Origin of the sequence: Nocardia sp. NPDC005745, from assembly GCF_040630775.1 — a bacterium.
Taxonomy (GTDB): domain Bacteria; phylum Actinomycetota; class Actinomycetes; order Mycobacteriales; family Mycobacteriaceae; genus Nocardia.
On record NZ_JBEXYF010000044.1, the window covers coordinates 40701 to 55664 of the forward strand.

The 14964-nt window shown below is 68.1% G+C and carries 13 protein-coding genes; 4 read left to right on the plus strand and 9 right to left on the minus strand.

Going from position 1 to position 14964, the window contains the following annotated elements; genetic code table 11:
* Positions 1 to 11: 11 nt before the first annotated feature.
* On the minus strand, positions 12 to 1631 hold the full coding sequence (locus tag ABZ420_RS32275) for an MFS transporter (protein ID WP_357130877.1): 1620 nt from the start codon (positions 1629 to 1631) through the stop codon (positions 12 to 14).
* A gap of 369 nt (positions 1632 to 2000) precedes the next feature.
* Between ABZ420_RS32275 and ABZ420_RS32280 the strand changes: the two genes are divergently transcribed.
* Positions 2001 to 2573 carry a TetR/AcrR family transcriptional regulator gene (locus ABZ420_RS32280; protein ID WP_357130880.1) on the plus strand — a complete coding sequence of 191 codons (573 nt, stop codon included), beginning with the start codon at positions 2001 to 2003 and terminating at the stop codon, positions 2571 to 2573.
* A 73-nt stretch (positions 2574 to 2646) separates the two neighbouring features.
* Here the strand turns inward: ABZ420_RS32280 and ABZ420_RS32285 are convergent, their stop codons facing one another.
* Both ABZ420_RS32285 and pcrA read right to left on the minus strand, forming a co-directional pair.
* Complete coding sequence (locus tag ABZ420_RS32285; RefSeq protein WP_357130883.1) at positions 2647 to 3072, minus strand: hypothetical protein; 426 nt, start codon at positions 3070 to 3072, stop codon at positions 2647 to 2649.
* 63 nt (positions 3073 to 3135) lie between these two features.
* Entirely contained in the window at positions 3136 to 5721 is a 2586-nt protein-coding gene (gene pcrA, locus ABZ420_RS32290; RefSeq protein ID WP_357130886.1) for a DNA helicase PcrA, read from the minus strand.
* A gap of 385 nt (positions 5722 to 6106) precedes the next feature.
* On the opposite strand from pcrA, the gene ABZ420_RS32295 reads away from it, so the two are divergent.
* Entirely contained in the window at positions 6107 to 6400 is a 294-nt protein-coding gene (locus ABZ420_RS32295) for a chorismate mutase (protein ID WP_062977356.1), read from the plus strand.
* 159 nt (positions 6401 to 6559) lie between these two features.
* Here the strand turns inward: ABZ420_RS32295 and ABZ420_RS32300 are convergent, their stop codons facing one another.
* Both ABZ420_RS32300 and ABZ420_RS32305 read right to left on the minus strand, forming a co-directional pair.
* Positions 6560 to 7777, minus strand: a complete 1218-nt coding sequence (locus ABZ420_RS32300; RefSeq protein WP_357130889.1) for a hypothetical protein — start codon at positions 7775 to 7777, stop codon at positions 6560 to 6562.
* A 210-nt stretch (positions 7778 to 7987) separates the two neighbouring features.
* Entirely contained in the window at positions 7988 to 9445 is a 1458-nt protein-coding gene (locus ABZ420_RS32305; protein WP_357130892.1) for an NAD-dependent succinate-semialdehyde dehydrogenase, read from the minus strand.
* A gap of 115 nt (positions 9446 to 9560) precedes the next feature.
* Between ABZ420_RS32305 and pgi the strand changes: the two genes are divergently transcribed.
* On the plus strand, positions 9561 to 11198 hold the full coding sequence (gene pgi, locus ABZ420_RS32310) for a glucose-6-phosphate isomerase (RefSeq protein WP_357130895.1): 1638 nt from the start codon (positions 9561 to 9563) through the stop codon (positions 11196 to 11198).
* Between the two features lie 13 nt (positions 11199 to 11211).
* On the opposite strand, the gene ABZ420_RS32315 is transcribed toward pgi, so the two are convergent.
* From ABZ420_RS32315 to ABZ420_RS32325, 3 genes are all read right to left on the minus strand, one after another.
* Positions 11212 to 11760 carry a potassium channel family protein gene (locus tag ABZ420_RS32315; RefSeq protein ID WP_357130898.1) on the minus strand — a complete coding sequence of 183 codons (549 nt, stop codon included), beginning with the start codon at positions 11758 to 11760 and terminating at the stop codon, positions 11212 to 11214.
* A gap of 96 nt (positions 11761 to 11856) precedes the next feature.
* Entirely contained in the window at positions 11857 to 12561 is a 705-nt protein-coding gene (locus tag ABZ420_RS32320) for a nucleoside/nucleotide kinase family protein (RefSeq protein WP_357130901.1), read from the minus strand.
* Positions 12562 to 12692: 131 nt separating this feature from the next.
* The gene (locus ABZ420_RS32325; protein ID WP_357130904.1) at positions 12693 to 13619 is read right to left on the minus strand and encodes a LysR family transcriptional regulator; all 927 of its coding nucleotides are present in this window, start codon (positions 13617 to 13619) and stop codon (positions 12693 to 12695) included.
* Between the two features lie 71 nt (positions 13620 to 13690).
* Here ABZ420_RS32325 and ABZ420_RS32330 point away from each other — a divergent pair, with 71 nt between their 5' ends.
* Complete coding sequence (locus tag ABZ420_RS32330; RefSeq protein WP_357130907.1) at positions 13691 to 14092, plus strand: nuclear transport factor 2 family protein; 402 nt, start codon at positions 13691 to 13693, stop codon at positions 14090 to 14092.
* Positions 14093 to 14319: 227 nt separating this feature from the next.
* Here ABZ420_RS32330 and ABZ420_RS32335 read toward each other — a convergent pair.
* Positions 14320 to 14964: acyl-CoA dehydrogenase family protein (locus tag ABZ420_RS32335; RefSeq protein ID WP_357130910.1), on the minus strand; the 645-nt coding region annotated here is incomplete at its 5' end.

Below are 14964 nucleotides of genomic sequence, written 5' to 3' on the forward strand. Positions count from 1 at the left end.
GCCAGCCCCCTTCAGGGCTTGGGCTTGCGCTTCCAGACGAGGAGCATGGAGTCGCCGGCGGGTTTCCATGGCAGGAAGATGGCAATGGCACCCGCGACGATCAGCGACGCCGAAACCGTCACGTAGGACGCGAGTTGGAATCCCTCCATCGACGCGGCTTTCATCGCGTAGATCAGGTCGGCCTTCTGCTGGGCGAAGGCGGGGTTGGTGGGACGCTTGGCCATTTCGAGTACAGCGATGACGCTTTCGCGGGCGAAGCCCTTCTCGTTCGTGGTCATCAGGAAGTCCGGGATGGCATCGATGCGCGGTCCGACCTCGGTGGTGTACACCGACGCCACGATCGATCCGAGCACCGCGACACCGAGGGTCCCGCCCGCCTCGCGGGTGGTGTCGTTGACCGCCGAACCGGCTCCCGCTTCGTCGAGGGCCACCGAGGACATGATCGAGTCGGTCGCCGGGCCCTGCACGATCGCCAGCCCTAGACCCATCAGCACCATCGAGACGAGCACAGGACCCACATACGGTGTCTCCACTTTCACCTGCCCGGCGATGAACATCCCGACACTCATCACCACCAGACCGAGGACGATGACCGCCGTGGTGCCGACCTTCTGGGCGATCAGCGTGGCCAATGGGGCGCCGACGGCGATGGCCACGGCGAACGGTAGCGAGTGCAACCCGAATTGCAGCGGCGACAGCTCCATCACCCCCTGGAAGTACTGGGTGATCATGAACAAGAATCCGAACATGGAGAAGTAGCCGACCGCGATCGCCACCGCGGGCAGGGAGAATCGCCGGATCCGGAACAGGTTCATGTTCAGTACGGGCGAGGCAGTGCGCATCTCCCATCGGACGAACACCGCGAAGCAGACCGCGGCGAAGACGAAGCACGTCAGGCTGATCGGGGAAAGCCAGCCCTGATGCGGCGCGGCGATGATGGTCCACACCAAGGTGGTGACGCTCAGGAGCGAGAGGGCGATGCCGATCACATCGAGCCTGCCGGTGTGTGCGGCCTTCGACTCCGGAAGCAGTACGCGGGCGAGAAGCAGGACGATCATGGCGACGGGAACGTTGACCCAGAAGACCGAGTGCCAGGAGAAGTGCTCGAGTAGCCAGCCGCCCGCGGTGGGCCCGATCGCGATGGCGAAGCCCGCCATCGCCGTCCACGCCGCGATGGCGACGGTCCGTTCCCTGACGTCGGTGAAGATATTGATGATCAGCGCCAACGTCGCGGGGAATACAGCGGCGGCGAACACTCCCATAGCGGCGCGGGCGGCGATCACCTGTCCCAGGTCGGTCGCCAACGCGCCACCCAGAGACATCACCGCGACGCCGGCCAGTCCGAGCATCATCACCTTGCGTCGGCCGTAACGATCTCCGAGGTGGCCGAACGCCAGCAGCAAGCCCGCGAAGGCGAGCGTGTACGCATCGACAACCCACTGCAATCCGCTGAAACCGGCGTGTAACTGCACACCCAGGGACGGCAACGCGACGTTGACGACGGTGTTGTCGAGTACCACGAGCAATTCCGCGACGCAGATGACGACAAGGGCCTGCCACCGCCCCCGCGTGCTCGGGGTTGCGGTGTGCACAGCCCGTGCGGCCGGCTCGGCGACGGATGAGTGGGGCATGGGAAATCGACTCCTCGTCTTTGCAATACGGGCCAACTCGGAAAGTGGCAGCCGACGGGGCCCGGCGACAGCCACCCCGGACCGGCAGCCATGGGATGCCGGCGGGGCAGCTCGATTCCGCGAGAGCACCGCCTTTTGTGGGACGCCGATATCAGGCCCCGCGGTGGGGTTCGGGCCGGTTCCCTCCGACAGATTGATGTTACTTAGCGTAACGCTAACGGCAGCGTAATAGAACGCCTGGTCTATCGCAAGCGCGGGATTGCGGGTTCTTCGAAGAGATCCGGAGCCGAGACTCCATCCAGAAGACTGGATGGTCTACTGTTCGGTGCGTCGCTAGGCTGGATGGCCTGTACAGAGGGGAAGAGGCTCATGGCTGCGGATGCGCGACGGCGCTTGATCGAGAGCGCGATCGAGCTGATCAGACGCCGGGGGGTGGCCGGCACCGGGGTGGCCGATCTGCTCGAGCACAGCGGCACCGCAAGACAATCGATCTACAAGCATTTCTCCGGCGGAAAGTCGGAGTTGATCGAGGAGTCCGTCCGGACCGCAGGCGCCTGGATCGAGCAGATGATCGAGCAGATGGCCGAGACGCTTTCGTCGCAGGAAATGCTGCGGGCCTTCGTCGAGTATTGGAAATGGGTGCTGGTTACCAGCGACTACGAGTCCGGGTGCCCGATCGCCGCCGCGGCATACGGCGGAAGCGAAGCACCGGCCGCCCGAGAACTATCCAGCCAGGCATTCCGGCGCTGGGAACACCACCTGGCCGAGAAAGCCATCGCACAGGGCGTACCGACCCGGACAGCCCAGAGCCTGGCGACCACGACAATCGCGGCGATCGAGGGTGCAGTCATGATGTCGATCGCGGATCGCAGCATCGCACCCCTCAACCGCACCTACGACCAGCTCCGCGAACTGCTCGGAATCCATCTCGAGGCACCCTGACCACGCCGCCTCTCGAGACAACGGACGCGTACGGCTATGAGCGGTCAGCTATGACAGCAACGTAGGTGGACGCCTATGGTGCGGCCGCGATCGCGAGACCGAGCAACGCGATGACCTTGGCGATCTCCAGGCCGATGTACCAGTAGTGCGCGGGCGAGCGCGGCAGATCCTCGCCCGCCAGCTCGCGATCGGCGCGGCGGGACAGCGGCGGGCGCACCACGAGGATCTGGACGGCCAGCAGCACCACGGCCACGCCCAGCCACAACCAGGTCGGCTTGCCGGGGCCGGTGATCAGCGCGGCGATTATCAGCAGCACGGCGAGCACGGCCTCCGCGGCGTTCAGCGCACGGAACACCAAGCGGCCGATGCCGAGTCCCAGCGGCAGCGTGACCCCGGGGGCACGGAACTTCAGCGGCGCTTCCAGGAACGAGATGGCCAGCACCATGCCGAGCCACAACATGGGCAGAAACCACAGGATGTGCTGCGCGACCGTGTCCATAGCGCGGACCCTACCGGCGGAACGCGTCCGCGCGGCAGGGTCCGAAGGCCCGAACCCGGTAGCTCAGAGCTTGACCAGCGTCCGGCTGTACTGCGGGATCAACCGGATCTTGCCCGCGGTGCCGAAGTCGATGGTCACCGTGGCCAGCGGCCCGAAGCCCTCCGCGGCGATCACCCGGCCGAGACCGTATTTGTCGTCGCTGACCCGATCGCCCACGGCGAGCACCAAGTTCGTGTTGTTGCGGGTCGCGCCGCCGGGAGCGGGCCTGCGCGGGCCGCGATCGCGCAAGCCGGGTCGTGGCTCCGACCACCCGTCGCCGCGCGTCCAATCCCGTTCCAGCCCGTCGTCGTCACCGCCGCGACGCCGCAGCCCCCTCGTTCCGGGCGATCCGGCGGGCTCGAGCCTGCGCCAGTCGATGAGGTGGCCGGGGATCTCTTGCAGGAAACGCGATTCCGGATTCGACACCGGCTGCCCCCAGCCGGACCGCACCACCGCCCGCGTCAGGTACAGGCGCTGCCGGGCCCTGGTGATGCCCACGTAGGCGAGGCGGCGTTCCTCGGCCAGCTCGGTCGGATCGCCGAGCGCCCGCATGTGCGGGAACTGCCCATCCTCCCAACCGGTCACGAACACCACCGGGAACTCCAGGCCTTTGGCGGTGTGCAGCGTCATCATCGTGACCACGCCGGAGCCCTCGTCCGGGATCTGGTCGGTGTCGGCCACCAGCGAGACCCGCTCCAGGAACGCGGCGAGCGAACCGGGATCCGGCTCCCCTTCGCCCACCTCGGGCAGCAGCCCCTCCTGCCGGGCGGCCTCCGCGTTGTTCTGCGCCTCCGAGCTGAACTCCCGCGCGACACTGACCAGCTCGTTGAGGTTGTCCAGCCGGGCGCCGTCCTGGGGGTCGTCGGAGGCCTCCAGTTCGGCGCGATAACCGGTGCGCTCGAGCACCGCTTCCACGACGTTGCCGACATCGGGAAAGTCGGACTCCGCGCGTTCGCCTGCGGCCCGGATGTCGTCGAGCAGCTCCAGGAAGCCCGCGATGGCTCGCTGCGCGCGCGTGTTCAGCAGCGCCACCTTGCCTTCCGCGGCGTCGCGCAGCGCGGCGGCGAAACCGATGCCGCGCTGTTCGGCATGGACCGCCACGCAGGCTTCGGCGCGGTCGCCGATGCCGCGGCGCGGCGTGTTCAGGATGCGGCGCATGCTCACCGCGTCCTCCGGGTTCTCCAGCACCCGCAGGTAGGCGACGATGTCGCGCACCTCTTTGCGCTCGTAGAAGCGGACGCCGCCGACCACCTTGTAGGGCAGGCCCATCCGGATGAAGATCTCTTCCAGCGCGCGGGAGTTGTTGTTGGTGCGGTAGAACACGGCGACGTCGCCGTAGTTGGCCTCGCCCTGGTCGACCAGCCGGTCGATCTCGCGCGCGACGAACGACGCCTCGTCGTGTTCGTTGTCGGCGACGTAGCCGGTGATCAGATCGCCTTCGCCGGAATCGGTCCACAGCTTCTTCTCGCGCCGGTTCTCGTTGCGCGAGATCACCGCGTTGGCGGCGGAGAGGATGTGCTGGGTGGAGCGGTAGTTCTGCTCCAGCAGAATGGTTTCGGCGTCGGGGAAGTCGCGCTCGAACTCCTCGATATTGCGGATCGTCGCGCCGCGGAAGGCGTAGATGGACTGGTCGGCGTCGCCGACGACGCACAGTTCGCTCGGCGGTACCCGGTCGTCGGCGCCGTCTTCCACGTGGTGGCCGACCAGCTCGCGGACCAGGACGTACTGCGCGTGGTTGGTGTCCTGGTACTCGTCCACCAGCACATGCCGGAACCGGCGGCGGTAGTACTCGGCGACCTGCGGGTGATTCTGGAGCAAAGCCACCGTCTCACCGATGAGGTCGTCGAAGTCCAGCGCGTTCGCCGAGCGCAGCCTGCGCTGGTATTCGGTGTAGACCCGCGCGACCAGGCCGGGCAGCTCGGTGTCGTCGGATTCCGCGTCGGCGGTGGCGCGGGCCGGATCGATGAGTTCGTTCTTCAGATTGGAGATCGCCGTCGCCAGCAGGCGCGCGGAGTACTTCTTGGTGTCGATGTCGAGGTCGCGGCTGATCATGGTGAGCAGGCGCCGCGAATCGTCCGCGTCGTAGATCGAGAAGTTGGAGTTCAGCCCGGACAGCAGCGCCGCCTGGGTGCGCAGGATGCGGACGCAACTGGAGTGGAACGTCGACACCCACATGGCATTCGCCCGCGGGCCGACCAGTCCGGTCACCCGCTCCCGCATCTCCGCGGCGGCTTTGTTGGTGAACGTGATGGCCAGCACCTGGCCCGGCGTGACGCCGCGGGCGGCCAGCAGGTAGGCGATGCGACGGGTGAGCACCGCCGTCTTGCCCGAGCCCGCGCCCGCCACGATGAGCAGCGGGGATCCGGTGTGCACGACCGCCGCGCGCTGCGGCGGATTCAAGCCGTCGAGCAGCCGCTCGGTCTCCTCGGCGCGCCGCTGTTCCCGCTCGGCGCGCTGCCGCTCGCGCTCCGCGTCGGTCGGCGGCGCCGCGCCGACGGCGGCGGGCTGCGACCCCTCCGCCGCGTTACCGCCGGCGAACTGCGGTTTCGATGCCGGATCCGGGTGCACGATCCGACCGGCCTGCGTCTTGGGAGCCACCGTGATGTCCATCGTCCATCCACGCTACCGGCGGCCACCGACACAGATGAAGCCCCGGGTGAGATCGGTATCGGTTCGGCGCCGGATGGCTGAACGGCGAGTGAACTCCCGCTGGTGGGAAGGGCGGGTGAAACAACCTGCGAATCTCACGCGATTCCCAAACGTATATGTTTTGCATACCCCCCAGCCCGTGGCACACTGGCGACATGCTCAGCGCTTTCGCCAGACATCCGATTCGGCTGCCAGCCGAACGCCGGGATCGCGGAGCCTGTACCTGAGCACACCTTTCTGGGGGGACAATACGAGGCCCCACCAGGTCTGTTTCACGGTGAAAGAACCGATCGGTAACGAGCCGCGAGCACGCCCCGATCCATGTTCTGACACGAGGAGATGAATGATGAGCACCCCTGCCACGACGACCGGGTCCGAATCGGCGCTGCCGCAGACCGAGGCCGAGATCGACAAGCTCCGCAAGGAGATCGATCGTCTCGACGCCGAGATCCTGGCCGCGATCAAGCGCCGGACGGAGATCTCCCGAATCATCGGCCGGACGCGCATGGCGTCGGGCGGGCCGCGCCTTGTGCACAGTCGCGAGATGAAGGTGCTGGAGCGTTTCAGCGAGCTCGGCCAGGAAGGCCACACTCTCGCCATGCTGCTGCTTCGCCTAGGCCGCGGTCGTCTCGGCCACTGAACTGAGAGCACGCGGCGCGCTCGCCGGACCGTCGCTTCCCCTGGCCGCCCCGGGTGTACATGCACCCCGGGGCGGTCGCTTCATGTCCGCCCAGGCCGCCTACCACCCGGGGCGGAAGGTTTCCAGATCGTCGGCTCGGTGGATGGTGCCCCACCGACGCTATCCGGGATCCACGGCCGGTCCATCACCCGCGGCGGAATCGTTCAGTGCCCGCAGGTCGGCCCTCAGCTCGGCTTCGAGCGGTTCGGCATGCGAGCGCATAACGGGATGCACATGACGAAGATGCTCTAGGTCTTGACTCGTCCGTTCGATCGCGGCCGCTCGTTCCGCGGGGCTGCCCTCCGCCGCGATCGTGCGATTGTCCAGCACACGCCAATCTATTCCGGATTGGTCCAACGCCTCTCGCACGGCCGCACTGGGTGGCTGGTGCAACCCGATGAAATCTATGTCCGCGGTCGTCAGGTCGAACATCTGGGCTTCGATGAAGTGGTTGGCGCGAAAGTCCGCTCCGAGATAGTCGCGGCCGATCGGAGCGAGCCCGTTCATTCCGGCGCCATAGGAGTATTCCGACGGGTTGTCCACGGGAGAGGGTATCGCCAGGTCCCGCTCCACCAGCGAGTCACCGAACGTGATGGTCGCTCGGGACCGGACCTCCGGCTTCAGATAGATCTGATTGTCTCCGTAGTTCAGCTCCGACAACGCATCGATGAGGCCCGGTTGTGATGGGCGCACTCCGTCCACGGCGACGTAGCCGTAGACGGGTGGGTTGTCGTGGACGTGCGGGCCGAACCACTCTTCTTCGGCATGAGCGCGATCGCCGACGGGGTTGCGAGCGCCCCTGATTCGCCCTTCCCCGAGGATGGCCACGAGTTCGTCGTCGCGGACCCGGATCGCGAGGGGTTTCCCGTCGAGCGCTTCCTTCAGCTCTCGACGCATCTGCTCACGTAACTCGGCACTGTCCCGGCCGAGAGAAGCCGCTGATCTTTCGATTCTTCTGTCGATGAGGGCGTATTGCTCCAGCCGGGACAGCCGACGGTGGGCTATGAAGTCGGACCAATCGTCGCCGATCGGTCCCTTCTCGCCGAAACGTCGACTCAATTCGGCGTCGAGTCGCCGTCGGGCCTGGTCCAACGACGCTCGGTCCGGCGGCGGGGGGCACAAATCCCGCCTGGCATCGGCCTCGCCGCCCGCCGAGGACCATCGACGCCGGATCGCGAGAGCACCGTCGGCGTCGCCGTGCGTGTGTGCCTCGGCGACTTGCCGGGACGCGCGGGCCGCGCCTGTTTTCATATCGGCGACGCCCTTGGCTTCCCTCCTGGTCAACCGTTTCAAATCGTCCACGGCCTGCAGGAAGACTTTGATAATGCCGTTGCTCAATCAGGCATCACCGGCGCCCGCACCATCTCATCATCAGCTCTTCGCCCCTCATCGAAACCCGAGTCGAGGCTAATGTCGATGATCGACGCAGTCGCCCCCCGAAAGCATGGGGCAGTCGCGCCAGCGCAGACCGGCCAGGTGCGCGCGTGCCCGCCGACTCTCAGGTGCGCGAGCGGGCGCCTTCGGGAATGCGGAACCCGCGGCACTCTCTCACGTGAGCGCGATGTACTTGGTGGACAGGTACTCCTCGATCCCCTCCGTGCCGCCCTCCCTGCCGAAGCCGGACTCCTTGACGCCGCCGAAAGGAGCAGCCGGGTCGGAGATGACGCCGCGGTTTACGCCCACCATGCCGGATTCCAGACCCTCGGCAATCCGCAGGGCACGGTCGAGGTCGCGCGTGTAGACGTAGCTGACCAGTCCGAATTCCGTGTCGTTGGCGGCGGCGAGCCCCTGCTCCTCGGTGTCGAAACCGACGATCGGGGCGACCGGGCCGAACACCTCCTCGCGCAGGATCCTGGCCTGCGGCGGGACGTCGCGCAGGACCGTCGCCGGATAGAACCAGCCGGGGCCGTCGGGCGCCTTGCCGCCGATCAGTACCCGCGCGCCCGCCGCGACGGCGTCGTCCACGAGTTCGCCGACCGTACGCAGTTGCTCCTCGTTGATCAGCGGACCCAGTGTGGTGTCCGGATCGGCGCCCGGCCCGAGCCGAACGCTGCTCTCCATCGCCTCGACCAACTTGGTGGTGAACTCGTCGAGCACGCTGTTGTGCACGTGGAAACGGTTGGCGGCGGTGCACGCCTCGCCGCCGTTGCGCAGTTTCGCCAGCATCGCGCCCTGTACGGCGGCATCGACGTCGGCGTCGTCGAACACCACGAACGGCGCGTTCCCGCCGAGTTCCATCGAGGTGCGCAGCAACCGGTTCGCGGATTTCTCCACCAGCTTCTTGCCCACCTCTGTGGAGCCGGTGAAGGTGAGCTTGCGCAGCCTCGGATCGTCGAGCAGCGGCTGGGTCACCGCGCCGGAGTGGCTGGAGGTGAGCACGGACAGGACGCCGTCGGGCAACCCCGCCTCGCTGCACAGCTTCGCAAGCAGCAGCATGGTCAGCGGCGTCGCCGAGGCGGGCTTGACGATCATCGTGCAGCCCGCGGCCAGCGCTGGGCCGATCTTGCGCGTGCCCATGGCGAGCGGGAAGTTCCACGGGGTGATCGCCAGGCAAGGGCCGACCGGTTGCTTGTGCACCACGATCCGGCCGGTGCCGGAAGGAGCGTGCAGGTAGCGCCCGTGCACCCGGGCGGCCTCCTCGCTGAACCAGCGGAAGAATTCCGCGCCGTAGCGCACCTCGTTGCGGCTCTCCGGCAGCGCTTTGCCCATCTCCAGGGTCATCAGCAGGGCGAACTCCTCCGCGCGGGCGGTAATCCGCTCGAACACCGCGCGCAGGATCTCCCCGCGCTCCCTGGCGGGCGTGGCCGCCCACGAGTCCTGGGCCGCGACGGCCGCGTCGAGCGCGCGCATCGCGTCCTCCGGCGTCGCGTCCGCGACGTGCGTCAGCACCTCGCCGGTCGCCGGATTGTGCACCGGGAAGGTGCCCGCGCCGGTGGCGTCGACGGGCCGCCCTGCGATCCACAACTGCTTCGGTACGGATTCGAGAAGTTCACGTTCGGACACCATGACGCCAGCCTAGGCCTCGCGATGGAAGCGCAAACGCCGAACGCGAGCCGGTCCGGCCGACTCTCCACGCAGGCACCCGTGCGCGCGGCGGTGCCTGCTTGTAGTCTCGGCGAACGTGAGCAGCGACATCACCGCGACGGCGGCATGGCGGAAACTGCACGATCACCACGGCACCGTCGCCGGACGACACCTCAGGGAGTTCTTCGCCGACGATCCGGCCCGGGGCAGCGAGCTGACCGTCCAGGTGGCGGACCTGCACATCGACTACAGCAAGCACCGCGTGAACCGGGAAACCCTGCATCTGCTGGTGGAATTGGCGCGCGAGGCGGGCGTGCCCGAGCGGCGCGACGCGATGTACCGGGGTGCGCACATCAACACCTCCGAGGACCGCGCGGTCGGCCACATCGCGCTGCGGCTGCCCGAAGGCGAGACGATGATCATCGACGGCGTCGACGCGGGCGCCGAGGTGCACCGGGTGCTGCGGCGGATGGGCGAGTTCACCGACGCGCTGCGCTCCGGCGCGTGGCGCGGGGCGACCGGCGAGCGCATCACGACGGTGGTCAACATCGGCATCGGCGGGTCGGACCTGGGGCCGGTCATGGTGCATCAGGCGCTGCGGCACTACGAGGACGCCGGTATCGGCGCCAGATTCGTCTCGAACGTCGATCCCGCCGATCTGGTCGCGAAACTGGACGGGCTCGATCCGGCCACCACGCTGTTCATCGTCGCGTCCAAGACCTTCTCCACCCTGGAGACGCTCACGAACGCGACCGCGGCCCGGCGCTGGCTGGTCGCCGCGCTCGGTGAGGACGCCGTGGCCGAGCACTTCGTCGCGGTGTCCACCAATGCCGAACGTGTCGCGAAATTCGGTATCGACACCGAGAACATGTTCGGGTTCTGGGATTGGGTCGGCGGCCGGTACTCGGTGGCCTCGGCGATCGGCCTTTCGGTGATGGCGACCGTCGGCAAGGAGCGCTTCGCGGAATTCCTCGCGGGTATGCACGCCGTGGACCGGCATTTCGCCGAGGCGCCGCTGGAGGCGAACGCTCCGGTACTGCTCGGCCTGCTCGGCGTCTGGTATTCGAACTTCTTCGGGGCGGAATCCCATGCCGTGCTGCCCTATTCGAATGACCTTGCCCGCTTCCCCGCGTACTTGCAGCAATTGACCATGGAGTCCAACGGGAAGTCGGTCCGTGCCGACGGCACACCGGTCACGACCTCCACCGGCGAGATCTTCTGGGGCGAACCGGGCACCAACGGGCAGCACGCCTTCTATCAACTGCTGCACCAGGGCACCCGGCTCATTCCCGCCGATTTCATCGGATTCGCGCAGCCCACCGACGATCTGGCCACCGTCGACGGCACCGGCAGCATGCACGACATCCTGATGAGCAACCTGTTCGCGCAGACCAAGGTGCTCGCGTTCGGCAAGACCGCCGAGGAGATCGCTGCCGAGGGAACAGATCCCGCGATCGTGCCGCACAAGGTGATGCCCGGCAACCGCCCGTCCACCACCATTCTCGCGCCGCGGCTCACCCCCTCGGTCGTCGGTCAGCTCATCGCGCTCTACGAGCACCAGGTCTTCGTGGAGGGCACCATCTGGGGCATCGACAGTTTCGACCAGTGGGGTGTGGAACTGGGCAAGCAGCAGGCGCTCGCCTTGGCTCCGCTGCTCACGGCGGCCGAAGAACCGCGGGCGCAGGACGATTCGTCGACGGATTCGCTCATTCGCTGGTATCGCGCGCACCGCTGAGTTCGTCCGCGCGCTAGGCGGCCCCGCCGGGCGGGGGTTCGCGTCGTGCCTCGTCGAGTCGCTGGACGATGCGCGAGGTGGAGATCGCGATCAAGGTACCGATGACGCCCAGGTCGAAGACGACTTGGACCATCGTCGCCACCTTCGCCGCGGGCCCGACCGCGTGCACGTCCCCGTAGCCGACGGTCCCGAGGGTGACGATCGTGTAGTAGAGCGAGTCGGTTCGGGTGCGCAGGCCGTCGAACTGGCCGGGCGCGCGCTGTTCGAGCACGTAGTAGTACAGGGCGAAGAACGTCACCACGACGCTGACCACGAGCAGTACGTCGTTGATCCGTCCCGCGGTCGTCGGCGGATCGCGGAGGTACCGCCGGATGCGCCACCGCGCCAGCCAGATCAGGCCGGCGACCCCGAAGACGAAGGCGACGAGCCCGAGCACCCCGGCGGGGCGGCCGAGCGGCTGGATCTCCAGCGGCAGAAAGTAATAGAACAGCAGAGCGCACACCACGGCCAGCGCATTGAACAGGACACCCGAGACTCTGCCGCCTGCGCGATTCTCCGTCATTGATTCATCATCGGGCCAGGTGGAGTGCGTGAGCCGCCGCACGCGCCGATGTCACCGCACCGGATGTGGCCGAGGACGTCGAGTTCGAGACCTCGCTCACCCTGCGCTGAGTCCCGGTGGCTGGACAGCCACCGCGTAGTTTCCCTCCTCCACGCGCAGCACGAGGTCGGCGCGCCGCTCGGTGGCCGCGACGAGATCCGCGTTGCGCAAGTCGCTGTCGCGCACCTTGTCGTGCGCTGCGGCGGGCGTGCGACCACCGCGAATGTGTCTGCGCAGCAGGCGATCCCCGATCACGTCGCGCGCCGCGTCCAGGTACCAGCACTCGTCCAGGAGCGCCCGGACCGCTGACCATCGACGCGTGCCGAAGTCGTCGAGCAGCAGATAGTTGCCCTCGGTGAGGACAATGGACTGCCGGTCGAACACCACGCCGCCGGGCACCGGGGCGTCGACGGACCGGTCGAACGTGGGCCATGCCACCGGCTCGCCCACCGGTGTGGTTCGCAAGCGTCGCAGCCCCGCTACGTAACCATCGACGTCGAAGGTGTCCGGCTCCCCCTTGCGAGCAAGACTTCCCGTCGCCCGGAGGATGTCGTTGCCCAGGTGAAACCCGTCCATGGGCGCGATCTCGGCGACCATGCCGCCCGCCTCGCGGTTGATCGCGTCGCGCAGCGCGACCGACAGGGTGGATTTTCCCGCGCCCGGCGGCCCCGCGATGCCCAGCAGATACCGTCCCCGCCCGGCCCGCTCCCGCACCCGCCGGGCCAACCAGCTCAACGGTCTCTCGACGAACTCCCCTGCCATCGCCGCCACTCTACCGGCGCTGTTGAGCCCGTACCGCCGTCGGCCGCTGCCCGCCCGCCAGTGGTCCACATCCGTCCACAGAATGAACTGCGGAAGGCGGCGCCGTTCGTCGCGGATAGCGAAACCGGTGATCACGCGCCATCGCGAAGGCGCCGACGCACCTGGGCCGACAGCTCGGCCGCCTGGTCGCGCAGCGCCTCGGCGAACATCCCGCGCGGATCGGCGGCGCCGCGATCGCCGCGATGCGCGAGGACGGTGCGCCGGACCGCGGCCGGGTGATCGATCCGCAGCAGCGCGATGGTCGGCGGCAGCACGGGAACGGCGATGCCGGGAACCACCGTGACGCCCAGTCCGGCCGCGACGAGGCCGAGTTTGGCGAACCAGTCGCGTGCGACGAACGCGATCTCCGGCTCCCAGCCGGGGTCGCGCCACGCACCGAGGAGAGTGGCGGACGGCTCCTGGCTGCCCGCGATCCATCGTTCGTCGCGCAGCAGATCGGGCGTCGCGCTGGTAGCGCCCGCGAGCGGATGCGTGGACGCGACCGCGACGAGCAACGGATCGTCCACCAATGGCTCGATCTCGACGCCGGAGGGCAAGGTGTCCGGCGGTGTCACCACGGCGAGGTCGAGGCGTCCGCGCGCGACGGCGGTGAGCAGCCTGGGACTGAGCCCCTCGCGTAGCGAGATCCGCAACTGCCGGTCGCGGGCGGCGGTGGCGGCGATCGCGCGGGGCACCAGGGCGGCCATGGCCGTCGAGAACGCGCCGAGGCGCAGGCGGCCCGCTGGGCGCGCCGCGAGATGGCGGATGTCGTGCCGGGCCTGCTCCAGCTCCCCGAGAATCACCTCCGCGTGGCGCAGCACGACGTGCCCCGCCTCGGTGGGCTGTACGCCACGGGCATGTCGCTCGAACAGCGCGCGGCCCGCCGCCCGCTCCATGAGCGCGATCTGCCGGGATACCGCGGACTGCGTGTAGCCGAGGTTCTCCGCGGCGGTGGAGAAGGACCCGCAGGCGGCTGCCTCCCGCACCACGCGCAGACCGGCCACGGTGAACTCGTTCATGCGTATTGCTCATACCAGATATGCGAGACAATCGCTTGTCGCATATGTCGAGCGGCTCTAGCGTCGTGCTCATGAGTGCGATCGAGAACAAGAAGCTGCTCGCGGACATCTTCGAGCAGATGTCCTCGGGGAATACCCGAGCGCTGAGCGACGCCATGGCCGATGACTTCCGCTGGGTGTTCCCCGGCGACTGGTCTTGGGGCGGCACTTGGGAACCGAAAACCGCGGTGCTGGAACGACTGCTGCGTCCGCTGATGGCTCAGTTCACCGGGTACCGCATCGCCGCCCAGACGATCATCGCCGAGGGCGACCGCGTCGTCGTGCGGGCCCGCGCCGAGGCGGTGACCACACGCGGGGAGTCCTACGACCAGACCTACTGCTTCGACTTCCGGGTCGCCGACGGGAAATTGCGCGAGGTGGTCGAATACTGCAATACGGCGTTGGTCGAGCGCGTACTGACCCGGCCCGCCTGATACCGGCACCGAACCGTGGGAGCGGGCGCCCGTGCACCGATGCTGTGGACGACGGCGCCTGCGGACTCTTCGTATCCGAGTCCGATCGCGACCACCAGGGCGGACGATCCCGGTCCGGCCGGGATACCGATCGATACGGTCCGCGCGGATCACCTCCGTACCGCGGCGGCCCGAGTCCCGGCTCCGACCCCCTGGGAACCCGAACCGGTCCCCAGGGCACAGGAGGCTCAGACGAACGCGCGCTCGACGATCGCGCCCGTGTCGACGCCGGTGGGCAGCGTGCCGAACGCGATGCCCCAGTCGTCGCCGAGCCGGGTGGCGCAGAAGGCGTCGGCGACGGCGGGGTGGCCGTGGCGAACGAGCTGAGCGCCCTGGAGCACGAGCGCCATCAACTCGACGACGCGCCTTGCGCGGTATTCGATGTCGTCGAGATCCGACAATTCCTTGCCGACCCGGGCGATCGCGTCGTCCAGGCGCGGGTTCTCGCCCTTGGCGCGCGACACTTCGTCGAAGTACGCCTCGACCGTCTCCGGCTGACGCCCCATGGCGCGCAACGCGTCCAGCGCGGCGACATTGCCCGACCCCTCCCAGATGGACATCAGCGGCGCCTCCCGGTAAAGCCGCGGCATGCCGGATTCCTCGGCGTACCCGTTGCCGCCCAGGCATTCCAGCGCCTCGGCCGCGTGCGCGGGCGCACGTTTGCACACCCAGTACTTGGTGACCGCGAGCGCGATGCGCCGCAGCGCCGCCTCGGCCGGATCCCGGCCCGCCCGGTCGGTGGCCCCGGCCAGCCGCATCATCACGGTGGTCGCGGCATCGGACTCGATCACCAGATCGGCCAGCACATTGCGCATCGCGGGCTGGTCGATCAG

What these genes read in the sequence shown, in the direction of transcription:
- ABZ420_RS32275 (WP_357130877.1), bottom strand. Translation starts at nt 1,631, where the DNA reads ATGCCCCACTCATCCGTCGCCGAGCCGGCCGCACGGGCTGTGCACACC.
- ABZ420_RS32295 (WP_062977356.1), top strand. Translation starts at nt 6,107, where the DNA reads ATGAGCACCCCTGCCACGACGACCGGGTCCGAATCGGCGCTGCCGCAG.
- ABZ420_RS32280 (WP_357130880.1), top strand. Translation starts at nt 2,001, where the DNA reads ATGGCTGCGGATGCGCGACGGCGCTTGATCGAGAGCGCGATCGAGCTG.
- ABZ420_RS32305 (WP_357130892.1), bottom strand. Translation starts at nt 9,445, where the DNA reads ATGGTGTCCGAACGTGAACTTCTCGAATCCGTACCGAAGCAGTTGTGG.
- ABZ420_RS32285 (WP_357130883.1), bottom strand. Translation starts at nt 3,072, where the DNA reads ATGGACACGGTCGCGCAGCACATCCTGTGGTTTCTGCCCATGTTGTGG.
- ABZ420_RS32330 (WP_357130907.1), top strand. Translation starts at nt 13,691, where the DNA reads ATGAGTGCGATCGAGAACAAGAAGCTGCTCGCGGACATCTTCGAGCAG.
- ABZ420_RS32320 (WP_357130901.1), bottom strand. Translation starts at nt 12,561, where the DNA reads ATGGCAGGGGAGTTCGTCGAGAGACCGTTGAGCTGGTTGGCCCGGCGG.
- ABZ420_RS32315 (WP_357130898.1), bottom strand. Translation starts at nt 11,760, where the DNA reads ATGACGGAGAATCGCGCAGGCGGCAGAGTCTCGGGTGTCCTGTTCAAT.
- ABZ420_RS32325 (WP_357130904.1), bottom strand. Translation starts at nt 13,619, where the DNA reads ATGAACGAGTTCACCGTGGCCGGTCTGCGCGTGGTGCGGGAGGCAGCC.
- pcrA (WP_357130886.1), bottom strand. Translation starts at nt 5,721, where the DNA reads ATGGACATCACGGTGGCTCCCAAGACGCAGGCCGGTCGGATCGTGCAC.